The 18,331-nt window shown below is 50.3% G+C and carries 14 protein-coding genes; 5 read left to right on the forward strand and 9 right to left on the reverse strand.

The features are described from left to right. Positions 1-51: 51 nt before the first annotated feature. From acpP to yceD, 7 genes are all read right to left on the reverse strand, one after another. On the reverse strand, positions 52-288 hold the full coding sequence (acpP, locus tag N7E60_RS09160) for an acyl carrier protein (RefSeq protein WP_002541727.1): 237 nt from the start codon (positions 286-288) through the stop codon (positions 52-54). Between the two features lie 157 nt (positions 289-445). Further along, positions 446-1,180, reverse strand: coding sequence for a 3-oxoacyl-ACP reductase FabG (gene fabG, locus N7E60_RS09165; protein WP_077455999.1), 735 nt, complete (start codon positions 1,178-1,180; stop codon positions 446-448). Positions 1,181-1,250: 70 nt separating this feature from the next. Further along, positions 1,251-2,177: an ACP S-malonyltransferase gene (fabD, locus tag N7E60_RS09170; RefSeq protein WP_069589100.1), complete on the reverse strand. Its 927-nt coding sequence runs from the start codon at positions 2,175-2,177 to the stop codon at positions 1,251-1,253. A 19-nt stretch (positions 2,178-2,196) separates the two neighbouring features. Continuing rightward, positions 2,197-3,156, reverse strand: a complete 960-nt coding sequence (locus tag N7E60_RS09175) for a beta-ketoacyl-ACP synthase III (protein ID WP_069589098.1) — start codon at positions 3,154-3,156, stop codon at positions 2,197-2,199. A gap of 8 nt (positions 3,157-3,164) precedes the next feature. Next, positions 3,165-4,187 carry a phosphate acyltransferase PlsX gene (gene plsX / locus N7E60_RS09180; RefSeq protein ID WP_077456000.1) on the reverse strand — a complete coding sequence of 341 codons (1,023 nt, stop codon included), beginning with the start codon at positions 4,185-4,187 and terminating at the stop codon, positions 3,165-3,167. 9 nt (positions 4,188-4,196) lie between these two features. After that, on the reverse strand, positions 4,197-4,367 hold the full coding sequence (gene rpmF, locus N7E60_RS09185) for a 50S ribosomal protein L32 (protein WP_069589095.1): 171 nt from the start codon (positions 4,365-4,367) through the stop codon (positions 4,197-4,199). A 5-nt stretch (positions 4,368-4,372) separates the two neighbouring features. After that, positions 4,373-4,903, reverse strand: a complete 531-nt coding sequence (yceD, locus tag N7E60_RS09190; RefSeq protein WP_069589094.1) for a 23S rRNA accumulation protein YceD — start codon at positions 4,901-4,903, stop codon at positions 4,373-4,375. 276 nt (positions 4,904-5,179) lie between these two features. On the opposite strand from yceD, the gene N7E60_RS09195 reads away from it, so the two are divergent. After that, positions 5,180-5,761 (forward strand): Maf family protein, encoded by a 582-nt coding sequence (locus N7E60_RS09195; RefSeq protein ID WP_269597266.1) that lies wholly within the window; start codon positions 5,180-5,182, stop codon positions 5,759-5,761. Positions 5,762-5,905: 144 nt separating this feature from the next. On the opposite strand, the gene N7E60_RS09200 is transcribed toward N7E60_RS09195, so the two are convergent. Together N7E60_RS09200 and rluC are read right to left on the reverse strand one after the other, a co-directional pair. Then, positions 5,906-6,628 carry an HAD-IA family hydrolase gene (locus tag N7E60_RS09200; protein ID WP_269597267.1) on the reverse strand — a complete coding sequence of 241 codons (723 nt, stop codon included), beginning with the start codon at positions 6,626-6,628 and terminating at the stop codon, positions 5,906-5,908. A gap of 78 nt (positions 6,629-6,706) precedes the next feature. After that, positions 6,707-7,660, reverse strand: coding sequence for a 23S rRNA pseudouridine(955/2504/2580) synthase RluC (gene rluC / locus N7E60_RS09205; RefSeq protein WP_269597268.1), 954 nt, complete (start codon positions 7,658-7,660; stop codon positions 6,707-6,709). 566 nt (positions 7,661-8,226) lie between these two features. Between rluC and rne the strand changes: the two genes are divergently transcribed. The 4 genes from rne to N7E60_RS09225 all read left to right on the forward strand — a co-directional run bounded on the left by rne (position 8,227) and on the right by N7E60_RS09225 (position 18,330). Then, positions 8,227-11,142, forward strand: coding sequence for a ribonuclease E (gene rne / locus N7E60_RS09210; protein WP_269597269.1), 2,916 nt, complete (start codon positions 8,227-8,229; stop codon positions 11,140-11,142). Between the two features lie 237 nt (positions 11,143-11,379). Beyond that, positions 11,380-14,781: a response regulator gene (locus N7E60_RS09215; protein ID WP_269597270.1), complete on the forward strand. Its 3,402-nt coding sequence runs from the start codon at positions 11,380-11,382 to the stop codon at positions 14,779-14,781. Between the two features lie 790 nt (positions 14,782-15,571). Continuing rightward, complete coding sequence (locus tag N7E60_RS09220) at positions 15,572-17,260, forward strand: ABC transporter substrate-binding protein (RefSeq protein ID WP_269597272.1); 1,689 nt, start codon at positions 15,572-15,574, stop codon at positions 17,258-17,260. 83 nt (positions 17,261-17,343) lie between these two features. After that, complete coding sequence (locus tag N7E60_RS09225) at positions 17,344-18,330, forward strand: ABC transporter permease (protein WP_046075428.1); 987 nt, start codon at positions 17,344-17,346, stop codon at positions 18,328-18,330. Position 18,331 lies beyond the last annotated feature (1 nt).

An 18,331-nucleotide genomic window follows, 5' to 3' on the forward strand; every position in this document is an offset into this window, starting at 1 on the left:
GCTTAAAAAGAACACAGGCGGTCAAGGAGACCGCCTGGTGGGAATCAGGGATTACTCAGAAGCGCTAACTACGTAGTCGATAGCCGCTTGAACAGTGGTAATCTTTTCGGCTTCTTCATCTGGAATCTCTGTATCGAATTCCTCTTCTAGAGCCATTACTAGCTCTACGGTATCCAGAGAGTCCGCGCCTAGGTCGTCTACGAAAGAAGCTTCGTTTTTCACTTCTGCTTCGTCTACACCCAGTTGCTCAACGATGATTTTCTTTACGCGTTCTTCGATGTTGCTCATATTAATACTAGTCCTTACAAGATTCGCAGATGCGATATGTGCTGTAGTTTATTCATTAATGTGGAAGTTGCAAGACCCCCACCGCTGGTCAAACCACGATTTGGGGACAAATCAATCGGAGTTTGACGTGTGTCATTCGAGATTGCAACGTTAGAGATCAAATCATGTACATACCGCCGTTGACGTGCAATGTTTCGCCTGTGATATAGGCAGCATCGTCAGAGGCTAAGAATGCAACAGTTGCAGCAATTTCTCGAGGGTCGCCCAAACGACCAGCTGGCACTTGTGCCAATGTTGCTGAACGCTGATCATCGTTCAGTGCTTTGGTCATATCGGTTTCGATAAAACCAGGTGCAACTGTGTTAACGGTGATCCCACGTGCAGCCACTTCTCGTGCCATGGATTTGGTAAAGCCTATCACACCCGCTTTCGCTGCAGCGTAGTTTGCTTGACCCGCATTACCCATTACACCAACCACTGAGCCAATATTAATAATACGGCCACAGCGTTTTTTCATCATCGCACGTAATACCGCCTTAGATAAACGGAAAATCGACGTCAAGTTGGTGTCCATAATGTCCTGCCACTCGTCGTCTTTCATACGCATCAATAGGTTATCACGCGTGATGCCTGCGTTGTTAACCAGAATGTCAACATCGCCGAATTCTTTTTTAATTGTGTCGAGCACCTCAGCGACCGACTCCGGTGAGGTGACATTCAACGCCAACCCTTTACCCTTTTCACCGAGATAGTCGCTAATCGCTGCTGCACCGTTTTCGCTGGTTGCCGTACCAATCACAGTGGCACCACGCTCAGCAAGTAACTCTGCCGTTGCACGGCCGATGCCTCGACTCGCGCCAGTCACTAGCGCTACTTTTCCGTCTAGTTTCATTCGGTTACCCTTTTAGTTGATTCTGCCGACCTCGGTCGGCAGTCACAGAATGTTATTGCCAGCTCAACGCTTAGGCGTTGGCAGACGCTAAGCTCGCGCTATCATTAACCGCCGCACTGCTTAGCGATTTATTGATGCGTTTTGTTAACCCAGTCAGCACTTTGCCCGGACCAAACTCTAGTAACTGCTCAACGCCTTCTGCAGCCATACGCTCCACAGTTTCTGTCCAGCGAACAGGGCCGTATAACTGACGTACCAAAGCGTCTTTGATCGCCGCTGGATCAGTCGGTGTTTCTACATCCGCATTATTGATCACAGGGATGTCAGGGGTATTAAAGCTCACCTGCTCAAGTGCTTGCGCTAATTTCTCCGCAGCTGGTTTCATCAACGCACAATGCGATGGAACAGACACCGGCAATGGCAGTGCACGCTTAGCGCCTGCTTCTTTACACAGTACATTGGCACGCTCAACCGCTTCTTTATTACCTGCAATCACAACTTGACCAGGCGAGTTGAAGTTAACGGGTGAAACAACTTGGTCCTGCGCTGCTTGCTCACAGGCTGCCGCAATCGCATCGTTATCCAAGCCAATAATCGCTGACATCGCCCCTACGCCTGCAGGGACGGCTTCTTGCATCAACTGACCGCGCAGCTCGACAAGCTTAACGGCTTCTTTAAAGTCCAATACACCTGCACAAACCAAGGCTGAGTACTCGCCCAAGCTATGGCCTGCAAGCAATGACGGTGTTGCACCACCTTGTGATTGCCATACACGCCAGATAGCCACAGATGCGGTCAGCAACGCAGGCTGCGTGCGATGCGTTTCATTTAAATCCGCTTCTGGCCCTTGTTGCACAAGCGCCCACAAATCGTACCCTAAGACTTCTGACGCCTCGGCAAACGTTTGTTGCACAACGCCATATTGGTCGGCCAATTCACTCAGCATACCTACGGCTTGTGAACCTTGACCGGGAAAAATAATCGCAGTAGCAGACATAGCTGTTTTCCTATTAATTTTAAAACCTGACCAGCGCGGAACCCCACGCAAAACCACCGCCAAAGGCTTCGAGTAACACGGTTTGTCCGCGTTGAATACGCCCATCCCGTACGGCTTCATCGAGTGCGGTCGGTACCGATGCTGCCGACGTATTACCGTGGCGGTCTAACGTCAACACCACTTGATCCATCGACATCGACAGCTTCTTCGCCGTCGCTTTAATAATCCGGTAATTAGCCTGATGCGGCACCAACCAATCAATGTCTGATTTTTCGAGTTGGTTGGCGGCAAGTGTTTCGGTCACGATATTCGCCAACTGGGTTACCGCGACTTTAAATACCTCATTGCCGGCCATATACAGCCAAGCCTCATCGGCTGGTAAGGACTGACCACGCTCAGGGTATTTAAGTTTCAATAACTCACCAAATTTACCGTCGGCTTTGAGGTGAGTGGACAAGATGCCATCATTTTCATCGGCAGAAAGCACCACGGCACCAGCACCATCACCAAATAAGATGATGGTTGAACGATCATCAGGATCACAGGTGTGTGAAAGGCGATCAGACCCTACCACTAAGGCATTTTTAGCCAGCCCATTTTTAACGTATTGGTCAGCGACACTCAGCGCATACACAAAGCCAGAGCAGGCTGCGGCAATATCAAACGCCGGGCAGCCTTGAATGCCTAGCATGGCTTGCACATCACAGGCCGCCGCTGGGAAAGCGCGTTCACCACTGGTGGTCGCCACAATAATCAGGTCGATGTCATGTTTATCGATGGCAGCCATGTCAATTGCTTGCACAGCAGCTTGATAAGCCATTGAGGCAACCGTATCTGTTGGCGCAGCAATACGACGTTCTTTAATACCGGTGCGAGTGACAATCCACTCATCACTGGTTTCTACCATCTGTTCAAGGTCAGCATTGGTGCGAACCTGTTCAGGCAAGTAGCTGCCTGTGCCCAAAATCTTACTATACATGAAGACTACTAATGCCTCTCGAGAAGAACTGCCTCTAAACGGTCACTTATCTTGGTTGGTATCTGCCGTTCGACCTCGTGCACCGCTTCACAAATAGCATTTTCGTAAGCGGCGATATCAGCGCGTCCGTGGCTTTTGACAACGATGCCGCGCAATCCTAGCAAACTTGCGCCGTTGTACTGGTCGGGTTTCAGCTGTTTTAGTTGATTAAAAAGATCAGAAAATAGCCATTTCGCGATCCAGCGCTTGATGGGATGCTGATTGAGATGTGTTTTTACTTGGTTAATCACCAAGCTGGCGACTCCTTCACTGGTTTTAAGCGCGACATTACCGACAAAGCCATCACAAACAATGACATCAGTTTGGCCCGTGTATATTTGATCCCCTTCTATATAGCCGGTGTAGTTCACTGCTTGGCAAGATTGCAACATATCGGCACATCGCTTTACCAAGTCGTTTCCCTTGATCTCTTCTTCACCGATATTTAATAAGCCAATACGTGGCATACGCCCGAGCTCTGCCTGGGCCAACACCGCGCCCATGACCGCAAACTGAAACAGCGTATCTGCATCGCAAGACACATTCGCGCCGAGATCTAACAACCATTTACGTTGTTGGTTTGCGCCGGGTAAGGCGGTCACCAGCGCGGGGCGGTCAACGCCGGGAAGCAATTTTAGAAGGTGTTTGGAAAGTGCCATCAGTGCGCCGGTGTTTCCGGCACTGACGCAAGCGTCTGCCTCACCATGCGCCACTTTATCTAGCGCGATACGCATGGATGTGCCAGTGCTACGGCGTAACGCCGTTGACGGGCGCATGTCGTTAGGGATCACGTCTGGGGCATGAACGATGGAAAGTCGGGAGTGATTTTGTGCGTCGCATCGAGTGAGCTGTGCGACAATTTGTGCTTGGTCGCCCACTAAAATCACATTTAGGTCCGCAAAACGAGACAATGCCTGCACGGAGGCAGGCACTGTCACTTGGGGACCGAAATCCCCGCCCATCGCATCAAGTGCAATGGTTAGCCCAGTCAAGGTTCAACCTTACTTGTTGATAACCTTGCGGCCACGGTAGAAACCATCAGCAGTCACGTTGTGACGCAGGTGAGTTTCACCACTAGATTTGTCTACTGATACTGCTTGAGTACCCAGTGCATCGTGTGAACGACGCATACCACGCTTAGAACGGGTTTTACGGTTCTTTTGTACGGCCATTGACCCTACTCCTCGTTACTTTGCTTTAAGTTTTTTAGTACGGCAAACGGATTTGGACGCTCATCAGCAAGTGGGATTTCCCCATACACCATGTTGTCAGCACTCACTTTGCAGTCAGTGTCTTCGTGCATGGCGACCTGTGGCAAGGCCACAATCAACTCGTCTTCGACGAGCTGAATCAGATCAATCTCACCGTTTTCGTCGACTAATGCCGGCTCATAAGCATCCGGTAAGTTGCCAACCTGGTCTTCATTGAAAACCGGGCTATAAACGAATTCAGTTTCATAGCGATAGGAGAACGATTCCCAACAACGCTGACACTCAAGACTTACTGTGACGGCCGCATGGCCAGACACGGTTTTTAACCCTTGGGCATCAATGTCGAAAGAAAGCGTGACCTCAGCATCACTATCAATGCTTTGGGCTGCCTCACCGAGGCGCGCCAAACGCGATTTATCTACGATGCCATCGTAGTCAAGCCGCTTTTGTGCACTGCGGAATGGATCAACCGTCAGCGGTAGCTTTACCTTCTGCATAGGGCGCGAATATTAGCCTCCAAATGCGCTGGAGTCAAAGAAAATGTTGCCTGTGCTCAGGCCCTTTGTTGTCTTCTTGGCAAAAGACACAACGAATCACGAGAGTGAGAAGGCTTTCCTCTCACCATCTTACCATCAACGCCTTGGTTCTAGCCGAGATCCGGCCATACTGCATCATGCACATCGCACGTTGACGACTTTCAGGTTAGACTGAAACATGAAGATAAACCAAGCTTTTTGTGCGCATAAAGACTCACATACATGAAAGGACATGTCATGCAACCTAAAATCGTGTTGGCATCCAGTTCCCCTTATCGACAAGCGGTATTTAAGAAACTCGCCCTACCCTTTACCGCATTTTCACCCGCCATTGATGAGAGCCGGCAAGAAAATGAGCGCCCGACTGACTTGGTCGAACGTCTCGCATTAGAGAAAGCCATGGCCGGTATGCCTTTGTATGGTGACGCGTTGATCATTGGCTCTGATCAAGTCTGTGTGATTGATGAAGAGGTGCTCGGAAAACCCGGCATACGTGAAAAGGCCATTGAGCAATTGCTGCGAGCCAGTGGCAAGCAAGTCACTTTTTATACCGGCATTGCAGTCATTAACAGTAAAACCGGCCACCATCAATCCGATGTCGAGCCCTTTCATGTCGACTTTCGTGATCTCAGCGAAGCCGAGATCACACGTTATATCGATAAAGAATTGCCGTTAGATTGCGCCGGTAGTTTCAAATGCGAAGGATTGGGCATTGCGTTATTTAATGCCATGCACGGCCGCGACCCCAACACCTTAATTGGACTGCCGCTGATCCGCCTGCGCGAAATGCTCGAGAAAGAAGGCGTCTCAGTTATTTAATACTGCCGATTAAAAGTAGCGCCGTGCCTAGATGAGTGGCTAAGGCGCCATCCCATGCCCCGGGCAAGCCTGACGCTTGGTCCAGTGCCCTTCATAGACTGTGCGCCGGAGTATAGTGTGAAAGATCGCCGTTTTACTGGGGCCTCATAGAATGAGGCGATTTAGTGAGTCAACCACCGCAATCGGCGCGTAAGCCTGTAAGGTGTTTTGGTCGTGCACTCCCCATGTCACACCAAGACGGTCGACCATCGCATTCGCTGCCAGTTGCATATCATGATGTGTATCACCCACCATCAACGCCTGCGCTGCGCCGACACCTGTTTGTGTCAATATTTCTTCGATCATCATCGGATCAGGCTTAGAGGCTGTTTCATCGGCACAGCGTGTCACATCAAACAGGTCAGCCGTTCCTGTTTCGGCTAACGCACGGTCAAGCCCTGCACGCGATTTTCCAGTGGCCACGGCGAGCTTGAATCCGTTTGACCTTAATGCTCTGAGTGTGGCCTTCACCCCAGGATAAAGCTGGCAAGGGGTTGGATTATCATGCACAAACTGTTGACGGTAATGCGCAATCCAGTGCGGATACCATTTAGGATCCGCGTCTGGATACAACAACGAATAGCCCTTCTCTAAACTCAACCCGATCATTTGTTTGAGTTGTTCCGGCGCAAGCGTGGGTAGATGACCGGTGAGCGCAGCGGCGGCCTCTAAGCTCGAGACAATCCGTCCGATAGAGTCCATCACGGTGCCATCCCAATCAAACATAAGCAGCGAATAGGGTCTAAGTAACGGATGCACAGAGAGTGATTGCTCACCCTCACTCATCGCCGTCACGTCTTGCGCTATCACTTGTCCGCTTTCACTCATGCTTGCCTCGTTATTCCACTACTTAACGGAAAGTGCCAGATTAACGGAAAGTGCCAGATAGGGACCGTCCGGTTGCACTTATTTATCGGTTTTCTTCCGCAACCCCTCAAGCGCACGTTGTAACTTTGCTTCCATCGGCGCGTCGAGATCCATGGTCTCTTCACGGCCCGGATGCACAAAGCGAATTTTCGCCGCATGTAGGAAGAGTCGATTAAGTCCGACTTGTTTGGTATACGCATCAAAGCGCGGATCACCGTAGCGGTCATCCCACGCGAGTGGATGACCCATGTACTGTGCATGTACGCGAATCTGGTGCGTTCGTCCTGTCACTGGGCTAGCCTGCACCAGCGTCGCCTCAGCAAAACGCTCAATCACTTTAAAGCGAGTTTCCGACGGCTTGCCATTGGGGTTCACACGCACAATGCTATTTACTTCATTTTTTAATAGAGGTGCCGTAACTTTACGCTGTTTCGCAGGCCACTCCCCCATGACGAGCGCGTAGTAATCTTTTCGCACTGTCTTTTCACGAAATTGTGCTTGAAGATGCCGCAATGCCGAGCGTTTTTTCGCAATCAACAAGATCCCAGAGGTATCACGGTCAATACGATGCACCAACTCTAAAAAACGCGCTTTAGGGCGCAACGCACGCATGGCTTCGATCGCACCGAATTGTAGCCCACTTCCGCCGTGCACCGCTGTACCCGATGGCTTGTTCAACACCAAAAGATGGTCATCTTCATAAAGAATGCAGTTTTCTAACTCTGCCACTTTGTCTAGCTTTGTACTTGGCGCCACTTGCTCATCGCGCTCAGGAAGCCGAATAGGCGGCACGCGGATCAGATCGCCCGCTTGAAGCTTATATTCTGGTTTTATTCGTTTTTTGTTAACTCGCACCTCTCCTTTACGAAGAACGCGATAAATCATACTTTTTGGGACATTTTTCAGCTGATTTCGCAGAAAATTGTCGATACGTTGGCCGGCGATGTCATCGTCAATTTCGATAAATCGCACTTTTGATTTTTGTTCTGTCATAGCGAGTGATTGTACCTCTAAGCGACGGGACATGCACCTATCTAAACCCTGGCCTCAACACCGCTGAATACATGGCAGCAAAGATAATCGTGCAAAAAACGCGCACATTCGTCCGCTTTTTCTACCAACCCGACACAAGCAGCGAAAGCCGATTGCTGGACTCTGGTCTGGCTGCTATAGTTGCGCCGTTAGTCAGAAAAGGGAATCACTTTTCGGCGACATAACGGGCTTGCCTGTTAAAATATCCATAATTTCGAATGCTTTTCGTGCTTTACGCAGCACTCGGCGTAAGACGTAAGCCAAAAGCACCCGTTAGTGTGTTGACACGATGGCTGTTTGCCAGTGTCAGAGATATCCGTCATGAGTTTAAACACGGCGGACGCCAACTGCATAATCCGGTGAGCCACAATAACCGTCGCAGCTGGCCGATAAAAATTTGCCCGAGCGCACCCCTGATTTTCTCCAGCCGAGAGGTTGCACCATATCAGACTTGGGGTCAGGCAACATTGGCGACTGCTCTCGTCATCAACCGCTAATAACAACGATAAATAAATGAGAACAATCTGATGAAAAGAATGTTGATTAACGCAACTCAAAAGGAAGAGTTGCGCGTCGCATTGGTTGACGGTCAACGGCTGTACGATCTTGATATCGAAAGCCCTGGCCATGAATCGAAAAAAGCTAACATCTACAAAGGACGTATCACCCGTATTGAACCTAGCCTGGAAGCGGCATTTGTTGATTACGGCGCTGAACGACACGGTTTCCTCCCGCTAAAAGAAATCGCCCGCGAATACTTCCCTTCCGGTTATACCTATCAAGGCCGTCCTAACATCAAAGATGTGGTGAAAGAAGGTCAGGAAGTGATTGTCCAAGTGGACAAAGAAGAGCGCGGTAACAAAGGCGCGGCACTGACGACCTTTGTCTCTTTAGCTGGTAGCTATTTGGTCTTGATGCCAAATAACCCACGTGCCGGTGGCATTTCGCGTCGTATCGAAGGCGAAGAACGTAACCAGCTCAAAGAGGCCATGTCAGGTCTTGAATTACCGCAAGGTATGGGCCTGATTGTACGCACCGCTGGTGTCGGTAAATCGGCCGAAGAATTAGAGTGGGACTTGAAAGTACTACTCAACCACTGGCAAGCAGTCAAAGAAGCGGCATCATCCAACCCTGCCCCTTTCCTGATCCATCAAGAAAGTAACGTGATTGCACGTGCGATTCGTGACTACTTACGTCGCGATATTGGTGAGATCTTGATCGACAGCGAAAAAGTCTTCAAACGCGCTCAAGAACACATCCAGTTAATACGCCCAGACTTTGTCAGCCGCATCAAACTGTATGAAGGCGAAGTGCCGCTGTTCAGCCACTACCAAATTGAAAGCCAGATTGAGTCGGCCTTCCAACGCGAAGTACGTCTCCCGTCAGGCGGCTCTATTGTTATTGACCCGACCGAAGCCTTGACGTCTATCGATATCAACTCGGCACGGGCCACCAAAGGCAGTGATATTGAAGAAACAGCGCTACAAACCAACTTAGAAGCCGCGGAAGAGATCGCTCGCCAGCTTCGCTTACGTGATTTGGGCGGTTTGGTGGTTATCGATTTTATCGATATGACGCCTGTGCGCCACCAACGTGAAGTGGAAAATAAGCTACGTGATTCGGTTCGCATGGATCGTGCACGTGTGCAAATTGGCCGTATCTCACGCTTTGGTCTGCTGGAAATGTCACGCCAACGCTTGAGCCCGTCTCTCGCCGAAGCCAGCCACCATATTTGTCCACGCTGTAAAGGAACGGGTGTTATCCGTGACAACGAATCGCTTTCTTTGTCGATTCTGCGTCTCATGGAAGAAGAAGCCATGAAGGAAAACACGGCGCAAGTTCTAGGTATTGTCCCTGTGCCTGTCGCCTCTTACCTGCTTAACGAGAAGCGTCGGTCGGTACAACATATTGAGAAGTACCACAATGTTAAAGTGGTTGTGGTACCAAACGCGGATCTGCAAACCCCACACTTCGATGTGGTGCGCATCCGCGGCGGCGAAGAAATGGCAAGCTTGTCGTATCATCTGCCAGGCCAGCTTGAGTCGCTAAAAGAAGCGGAAACGCGCGAAGAACCACAACAAGCGCGTCCGGCGAAAAAGCGTGAAGAACCTGTGTTACAAGGATTTGCCGCGCCAAGCTCACCAGCGCCAGCCGCGAAGCCCTCCACCGAGACAGCACCTAAACAGCCAAGTCTGTTGGCCAAGTTAGGTAAGTTCTTGTCTTGCCTGTTTGCACGCAAAAACACGTCTGAGGCAACGCCAAGTCAAGCGAGCACGCAATCGAGCAACCGCCAATCGGGTTCATCGACGCGTCAACAACGTAGCAAACGTGATCAAAGTGGACGCAATAAACCTCGTCAAAATCAGGCCGCGCCGCAAAAAGACGAGCAAGATGACAACGCACAAGATCGCAACCGTAACAACAAGCCACGCCGTAGTAACAAGTCGCAAGATGAGCGTCGCGACAATAACCGTAAAGGCAAGAAAAACCGTAACGAGAAGCCAAAGTCAGCCCAAGCTGACAAGGTAGAAACCGCGAAGAAACTGCCTGAGAAAGCGGACAATAACGCGGATAACAAGGCAGAAAAAACGGAGAAGGTGAAACAACGTCGCCAACGCCGTAAGCTAAACCGCAGCGTGCGTGTCAACAAAGACCAGCCCGATGCAGTGACCGCGTCAGCACAACCACAAGAACCGGCAAAAGGGAAAGATCTCCAACAAGTCGGTGCCGATGTGGCGCAGCAAGCTAAACAGCAACAAACAGACAACGGCCAAAGTCAGCAAGACAAGCCTGCACGTGAAGAGAAGCGCCGTAATCGTCGTTCTCCTCGTCACCTGCGCGCGAGCGGCCAGCGTCGTCGTCGCCGTCCAATGGTGAAAAGCCCGATGCCACTCACCACCGGCATGGCCTCGCCAGAAATGGCGATGGGTAAAGTCTGGTCGACCGAGCAACCTATCAAAGTCAAACAGGACCGTCGTCGCCAAGACAAACGCCAAGCCGCACCTGTGATTGCAAGCGGTGTTGCACGTCCTGAAATGGCGATGGGTAAAGTGATTGTGATGCGCACACCGAGTGTCGCCGCAACGCCAACGCCAGAGAAGAAGCCAGTCGTTGAGCCAGTGCCAACACCCCCTGTGGTTGAGGCTACGCCATCGGTAGCCGCATCACCGGCACCAGCGACCACGCCAGAACATGATCCAAATGTGGCCTTGGTGACGGAGAAAGTGATTGAGCGTGAAGCGGTTATCACAGCGCCTCAATCAACCATTCGTTATCGTCGCGCAACATCACCAATGATGAAAGCGCCTGCACCAAACCAAGTGGTTGATCATGCGCCAGTGCGCATCGCCGCCTTTAAAGTGCCCAATGCCAACGCGAAAGCGGCTGGCAGTGCTGAAGCGCGAGCTGCGGCTCAAGCACCGGCAACTAAGCCTCAGTATTGAATCGATACTGACGCTTAAACGTGATGAGAAAGCCCCAGCAGCGCTGGGGCTTTTTTTTCAACAAAACCACTAACTATCGGGAAATGTGATAAAAATGCGCCGATCCACACGCTTCTCGACCAACTTGCTTGTCAAAGCCAAAAAAGGAAGTAACGTCACTGTGTAGCATTCCTTCTGCCTGTTTAGCGTTGCAGACAGAATCATCAAATAGCTGCTTTAAGGACAAGGCTGTTGATCATGAGAAAGCTGTTTATCGCTCCCCCGTTTAAGCGCCTTCATCACACCTTGATGTTGGCTTTTCTCCTGCTGAGCTTATTGCCTCTGATTCTCGTGGCACTTTTTTTTCTCAATGCTCACAGCAAGGATTTGCAAGAGCAAAGCACCGCACACTTACTTTCTGTACGCGATAGCAAACAACAACAAGTGCGTGATTACTTTGATGCTAAAGAATCTGAAGTGTTAGGGTTCGTCGCATCAGAGCTCGCCTATGCCAGTGGCGGTCACTTTTATGGCTTAGTGAATGCCTTCCGCAGCCTAGGCCCTGATATTGATTCCGCCCGGCAGTATGCACAAACTCGCTACCATCCCGGTTCAGGTCACGCGATAAAGACGCCCGTTAGCAAAGGCTCGCCGAATTACCCCGGTGTAGAACGCTACCGCTTACTGCACAAACGTTATCATCGCGCCTATTTGGCACTATTGGCACGCGCAGACTTTGACGATCTTCTACTCGTCGATAAACAAGGTAATGTCACCTATTCAGTCAAAAAGCATTCGAACTATGGGACCAATTTATTGACGGGCCCTTACCAAGATAGCGAGCTGGGTCGCACCTTTGCCGCGCTAAAGCGCCAAGATAGGCAGGTGAAAGGTAAACGCGACCCTCACCCTAATGTCGTCATGTCAGACTTTGCCCAAGATCCGGATGGCAACGCCTATGCATGGCTCGGCGCTCCCATTATTCAGCAAGGCTACCTGCACAGTTATGCCTTGTTTCGGCTTCCCAATCACGCGCTGACCGCGTTAATGACCCCTTCCTCTTCATCCGACATTCAAACCTTGTTAGTCGGAGACGATCTGCAAGTGCGCGGCCATTCATCGACCCCAGAGACGATTGCCAACAGTCTGGCAGTGATTGAAAAGGCACTGGGCAATCACACAGGTGTTGAACGCTATGACAATGCATCCGGCGACACCATGCTGGCGGCCTTTGCGCCTATCTCAACCCATGGATTGCATTGGGCGCTTGTCGCTGAAGTGCCAATCGACATTGCGTTTGCGAGAGTTCGCCAACTCGAACAGCTGTTTATTGTTGCGATGCTGTTGGCTGGCTTTGCCGTGGTGGCTGCATCGAACAGTATGTCGAACTTTATTACTCGCCCTTTGTTGCAGCTGACATGGGCCGCAGAGAAAGTGAGTGCAGGCGATCTAGATACAAAAATTCATCACACGCGTCGGCATGATGAAATCGGGCGGTTGGCGGTCAGCTTTTCTCGTATGCGGCGCGCTATCCGTGAGAAGCTTCAGCTTATCCACCAGCAAAATCAAACACTTGAGCAAAGCTTGGCGACGATTCAAGAGCAAAACCAAGAGTTGCAGTTGGCTAACAAGCTCAAAGACGAGTTTCTAGCTACCACTTCGCATGAGTTGCGCACGCCTTTGCATGGCATGATTGGGATTGCCGACGCCTTGATTGCTGGTGCGAATGGTCCAATTAGTCGTGATCATCAGTATCAACTTTCGATCATTGTCAACAGCGGCCAACGGTTGGCGAAATTAGTCGATGATCTGCTCGATTATCATAAAATGCGTTATGGTCAGCTCTCGCTCGAAAACGAAGCGGTCGATATCACCAGCCTAGCGCGTCTTGTCCTTTCTTTGGCTGAACATCTCAAAAAAGATAAGCCAATCCGTATCATCAATCAGCTCCCCTCGTCCTCTTTGTGGGTCTGTGCCGATACCCAGCGCCTTGAGCAAGTGATGTATAACCTGATTGGTAATGCAGTGAAGTTTACTGATGCCGGTAAGATAGTGTTGAGTGCGGAAAAAATTGATGACAGGGTTCGTATTCAGTTAGTCGATACCGGGCAAGGGATCCCGCCCGAACAACTGAACGTGATCTTTGAGCCACTCACTCAAGCGGTCAGCGATCACTACCACTATCAGCATGGTGCCGGGCTGGGCTTATCGATCACACGTCAGCTGATTGAGCTTATGGGCGGTCAGCTTTATGTAAGCAGTCAGCCACAAATCGGTACCACATTTAGTTTTACCCTACCCGCGATCGAAGCGCCTGACGAACCGGTTGCTCATTTACCCAATGACGAACAGCCTTCTCCCCTCTGGCAACCCTTTACCCCACAGGACGTCGAGAATAAGGCGAACGCAACCACCGCCACTTGCGATGATGGCTTACTGATCTTGGTGGTTGATGACGAACCCACCAATCAACAAGTATTAACCAGCTTTTTGCAAATGGAGGGTTATCAGGTTATTACCGCTAGCGATGGCGAAACGGCGCTACAACAGGTCGAAAAAGAACGTCCTGCGCTGGTATTGCTCGATATACTCATGCCCGGGATAAGTGGCTTTGAAGTCTGTGAGCGATTACGCCAGCAGTATCATCATGGGGCGCTTCCCATCATCATGCTCACTGCCCTTAATCAACCTGATGATCGCATTCATGGTTTTAACGTGGGTGCTAATGACTATTTGAGTAAACCGTTCAATAAGCAAGAACTTGCCGCTCGTATTGCCACGCACCTTGCCGCCTGTGATGCCGAGCGACGTCAGCAAGAAAATCAACGATTGGAAGCCGCATTAGCGCAAAGTGCAGAGCGACAGGCGAGTCTACTCGAAACCCAGTCATGGCTGATTTCACAATTATCCCTCGCCCCTGAAGCGATTATCGGGGCAGGCAGCGATGGTCAAATCCGGTTTGCCAATGCGTCTGCCGCTGCGTTATTTCAACAGCAAGATGCCAACCTCAAGCGTATGCATAGTCATGCCCTGATCCACGAGCCGGATGAGAGCCAACAGCTCGAGCGCTATCAAGGTAAGTTGACTGTTTATATCGGCGACCAGCATCGTGATCTAGAAGGCATGATTTTGCGTTTCCCGGCGGCTTCTGAGATAACCACCTTATATGTGATGAACACTGATACGCCCGTCTCGCTAGCGCGGATCCAAAGTTTAGAAAGTGCGATTGAGGCTTTGTCTGGCTATGCATTCCGCGGTGATGCGCGCCAACTGGATAAATTAAAAGCCATGGGCGGTGAGTTTGAAGCCTTAGTGAGCCAAGCCCAGAGCCAGCAAGAGGATAAAGCGCAAGCGCGCCGACAACTCATTGTCGATGCGATGGTGGCTGGACTCGAATATTGGGAAAAAACGACGGGCAAAAGTAAGTTCGATTTTGCCGAACAAAGCGGGCTTTGGCGGGTCTACCTCGACCGCAGTAGCCTACAAACCCGCACATTGGATAAGTACTTACTGCTGGAAACCTTACCCAAAACACCAAGGTGGCGCACAGTACTCAGCTCTATTCGCTATATTCTTGACCACTGTGACAAACACAATACCGATCGTACTCAGTTAGAAACCTACTACCGACAGCTGCGTCAGCTGCTGCTCGAAGACTAACACACCCCGTACCACCTTCTCCCCAACGTGCCTCTCCTATTGAGGACAGGCACTTTTCTCTTTCCTTGCCCAATAAGCAATTAATCAAGACAGACACTCTTATCTTTCCAATGGGGACAGACACTTTAAATATTCAGACTCTATACATTTAAAGTGCCTGTCCCATTAAGCACTCCAACAAAAGCAACAAAAGAGCAACAAAAATGTCTGTCCCCATAAATCTAAAGTGCCTGTCCCAACAAGGATCCACCAACCTACGCGATAATAATTCACGCAAATAAACGGGGCCTTTGATGCCGATATCAGTCCAAGCCTGAGCGATAGTTGGCGCTAAAAACCAAGATTGTGGGGGGTGTCACAACAAAACGGCAAGATTAAATTCTTGATTAAAAATAAGCTCAAAGAAACATGTGACATGTGTCGCCCTTGAGAGGGTAACAAATAAGTCATTGATATTTATTGGTATAATCTAGTTCCGTTTCTGGTTTTTATCTCAGAAGAGAAAGCGAGTCAGAATACATCTTCAATTTATCCCGATCGATTTTAACGGTTTTAACGTCATGAAAGTGGTTTTTTACGATTTTAACGATTAATGACGTTGCGAGGCGTTCTATCGGCATGCTTATTTGAAGAGGTTCACCGGCCGCTGTGTTATCGATTGCTGATGTATACGATGACCAGACAACAGACAACTAGATGCCGGTGCATCGGCAAGCTTGAGCTCGCGAAGGTTGTAAGCAACGAGCTCACTATCCATCACGTGAACTGAAAGCAACAGTAAGGAATGGCTATGTTTTCGAGTAACATTAGATTTGCCAGCAAGACCCTACTTGCCTCTGCAATTATTGGTGCGCTGAGCGCAAGTGCTGGCGTCAGTGCCGCCGAGCGCAGTGAGCTCACTATCCACCCGAAAGAATTCAATACCTTTGTCCGTAACTTCAACCCTTTCCTTGGCGCAACCTATCTGCACACCACGACTGATTTCGTGTATGAGCCCTTAGTGGTGTTTAACGAAATGAAAGGCAACCAGCCTGTCTTTCGTATCGCGAGCGGCTATGAAATGGCGGATGACCTGAAAAGTGTCACCTTTACCCTACGCAAAGGGGTGAAATGGTCAGACGGCGAAGCCTACACTGCCGACGATGTGGTGTATTCATTTGATTTGGTTAAAAACCATCCGGAGCTCGACCAATCTGGGATTAATAAATGGATTGATGATGTGAAAAAAGTCGACGACTATACCGTCCGCTTTGAACTCACCGAGGCCAATTCCAACGTACCGTACGAGATCGTCAAAGTGCCAGTGGTGCCCGAGCACGTTTGGAAAAACATCGAAGACCCAGCATCTTACACCAATGAAAACCCGGTAGGCTCTGGCCCCTTCACCACTATCGATACCTTCACCTCTCAGCTCTATATTCAATGTCGTAACCCCTATTATTGGGATAACGACAACCTTGATGTCGACTGTCTGCGCGTGCCGCAAATCGCCAATAACGACCAGTTCTTAAGTAAAGTGATCAGTGGCGAAATGGACTGGACCTCCTCGTTTATTCCTGACATTGATCGCACCTATGCCGCGGCCAATCCAAACCATCACTATTGGTATCCTGCCGCCGGCACCCAAGCCTTTATGGTCAATTTTAATGACCCTGATCCGGCCAAGCGTGAAGCACTGACCAATGTCGACTTCCGTCGTGCATTTTCGATGGCGCTAGACCGTCAAACCATCATTGATATCGCGTTTTATGGCGGTGGTACAGTGAACGACTTCGCGTCTGGCTTAGGTTATGCGTTTGAGTCATGGTCCGACGAAGCGGTGCATGAGAAATATCGCCAATACAATACCTACGATCTAGACGGCGCCAAAGCACTGCTTGCGAAAGCCGGCTTTAAAGATCAAGACGGTGATGGCTTTGTGGAAACCCCATCAGGCAAATCGTTTGAGCTCGAAATCCAATCCCCTAATGGCTGGACCGACTTCAACAACACCGTTCAGCTTGCGGTTGAGCAACTTGCCGAGGCCGGCATCAAAGCCAAGGCACGTACGCCTGATTTCTCGGTGTATAACCAAGCGATGCTTGAAGCCGACTACGACGTCGCCTACACCAACTACTTCCACGGTGCGGACCCTTACACCTATTGGAATAGCGCGTATAACTCCAACCTACAGAAAGGGGATGGCATGCCGCGGTTCGCGATGCATTATTACCAAAGTGCTGAGCTCGACAAGCTGTTAGACAGCTTCTACAAAACCGCGGATAAAGCTGAGCAACTGGAAATTGCCCACCAAATCCAAACGATTATCGCCAAGGATCAGGTCACCATTCCGGTGCTTTCTGGCGCACAAATGTATCAATACAACACAGCCCGCTTCACCGGTTGGTGGAACGAAGACAACCCGAAAGGTCGCCCCTCTATCTGGGCCGGCATTCCTGAGCGTCTTCTTCACGTGCTGGACCTTAAGCCCGTCCAGTAACCACTATCGGGCGCCTTGCGCGCCCGCTTTTCCACGGTGTTCACGCCACGAACATCACCACTTCGCTGTGTAAGGTGTGGGTTATGGGTTATTTTTTCCGACGGCTAACTTTTTACATGATTGCCCTTTTAGTGGCAGCAACACTCAATTTTATTATTCCTCGTGCCATGCCCGGTGATCCGGTCACCATGATGTTTGCCAACGCCTCGGTGCAAGTCACTCCAGAGCGGATTGAGGCAATGAAACAACTGCTGGGCTTTGTCGATGGTCCCCTCTATATGCAGTATTTCACCTACATGAAAAACGTGTTGAGCTGGGATTTAGGCACCTCCATCCAATTTTATCCGCTGTCGGTTAACGAGCTCCTCGGCAAAGCCTTTGGCTGGTCACTGTTTCTCGCCGGCAGTGCGGTGCTGCTGTCGTTCTCGCTAGGTTCGATTTTGGGCATTTTTGCCGCTTGGAAGCGCGGCGGGAAATACGACGCTGTGATCACCCCAGGCATGCTGATTATCCAAGCAGTGCCTCAAGTGGTCATCGCGATGCTGGCGCTGTTTATTTTCGCGATTGGGTTGAAGTGGTTTCCAACCGGATACGCCTACACGCCAGGCGTGACCCCAGACTGGACCAGTTGGACCTTTATTAAAGATGTGGCCTATCACGCTGTACTCCCGCTTTTTTGTGCCTCCATCATTCAAGTCGGCGGCTTTTTGGTCAACATGCGTAACAACATGATTAACCTGCTTGCGGAAGACTACATCACCATGGCTCGCGGCAAAGGGTTAAGCGAAAACCGCGTGGTGTTTAACTATGCGGCCCGTAACGCGCTCTTGCCCAGTGTCACTGCGCTGTCGATGTCGCTGGGTATCGCCATCGGTGGCCAGCTGATTGTGGAAATTATTTTTAACTATCCCGGTCTTGGCTCGGTGCTTTTGAATGCGATCAACGCGCGCGACTATCAAGTCCTACAAGGCCAGCTACTCATTATGACCTTGTTTATGCTCTCGTTTAACTTAATTGCTGACATGCTGTACGTGGTCCTTGACCCTCGCCTGCGCAAAGGAGGCAAATAAT

Source organism: Salinivibrio proteolyticus (genome assembly GCF_027286365.1).
GTDB classification, from domain to species: domain Bacteria; phylum Pseudomonadota; class Gammaproteobacteria; order Enterobacterales; family Vibrionaceae; genus Salinivibrio; species Salinivibrio proteolyticus.

Bases quoted from the DNA above. Each gene is read 5' to 3' on its own strand.
- acpP (WP_002541727.1), bottom strand. From the start codon at position 288: ATGAGCAACATCGAAGAACGCGTAAAGAAAATCATCGTTGAGCAACTG.
- fabG (WP_077455999.1), bottom strand. From the start codon at position 1,180: ATGAAACTAGACGGAAAAGTAGCGCTAGTGACTGGCGCGAGTCGAGGC.
- fabD (WP_069589100.1), bottom strand. From the start codon at position 2,177: ATGTCTGCTACTGCGATTATTTTTCCCGGTCAAGGTTCACAAGCCGTA.
- N7E60_RS09175 (WP_069589098.1), bottom strand. From the start codon at position 3,156: ATGTATAGTAAGATTTTGGGCACAGGCAGCTACTTGCCTGAACAGGTT.
- rpmF (WP_069589095.1), bottom strand. From the start codon at position 4,367: ATGGCCGTACAAAAGAACCGTAAAACCCGTTCTAAGCGTGGTATGCGT.
- yceD (WP_069589094.1), bottom strand. From the start codon at position 4,903: ATGCAGAAGGTAAAGCTACCGCTGACGGTTGATCCATTCCGCAGTGCA.
- N7E60_RS09195 (WP_269597266.1), top strand. From the start codon at position 5,180: ATGCAACCTAAAATCGTGTTGGCATCCAGTTCCCCTTATCGACAAGCG.
- N7E60_RS09200 (WP_269597267.1), bottom strand. From the start codon at position 6,628: ATGAGTGAAAGCGGACAAGTGATAGCGCAAGACGTGACGGCGATGAGT.
- rluC (WP_269597268.1), bottom strand. From the start codon at position 7,660: ATGACAGAACAAAAATCAAAAGTGCGATTTATCGAAATTGACGATGAC.
- rne (WP_269597269.1), top strand. From the start codon at position 8,227: ATGAAAAGAATGTTGATTAACGCAACTCAAAAGGAAGAGTTGCGCGTC.
- N7E60_RS09215 (WP_269597270.1), top strand. From the start codon at position 11,380: ATGAGAAAGCTGTTTATCGCTCCCCCGTTTAAGCGCCTTCATCACACC.
- N7E60_RS09220 (WP_269597272.1), top strand. From the start codon at position 15,572: ATGTTTTCGAGTAACATTAGATTTGCCAGCAAGACCCTACTTGCCTCT.
- N7E60_RS09225 (WP_046075428.1), top strand. From the start codon at position 17,344: ATGGGTTATTTTTTCCGACGGCTAACTTTTTACATGATTGCCCTTTTA.